A 308-nucleotide genomic window follows, 5' to 3' on the forward strand; every position below is an offset into this window, starting at 1 on the left:
TTTTAGAAGAAGTGGGCTATGTTGTTGAAATTACGTTATTAGACCAACCGATTATATTCCAAGGACTTCAAGATGAGGAGATAGACTTCTTTATGGATGCGTGGCTTCCATACACGGAAGAAGCATTATGGGAAGAATATGGTGATGACCTACAAAAAGTAGCTGCAAGTTATGAAAATGTACCATTAGGTTGGGTAGTACCAGCGTATGTAGAAGAGGATAGTATTGCAGACTTAGCTGGACAAGCTGATCGATATGATGGAGAAGTTGTTACGATTGGTGAAGGTGCCGGAATCGTTGAAATATCT

Annotated in this window: 1 protein-coding gene; it reads left to right on the forward strand. The window is 39.9% G+C overall.

Annotation, left to right across the window (positions count from 1 at the left end):
* A partial coding sequence (locus tag AOA62_RS01715; RefSeq protein WP_305886540.1) for a glycine betaine ABC transporter substrate-binding protein occupies nucleotides 1-308 on the forward strand: 308 nt, incomplete at both ends.

The organism is Pseudomonas sp. 2995-3, assembly GCF_002742565.1.
Classification (GTDB): Bacteria; Pseudomonadota; Gammaproteobacteria; order Pseudomonadales; family Pseudomonadaceae; genus Aquipseudomonas; species Aquipseudomonas edaphica.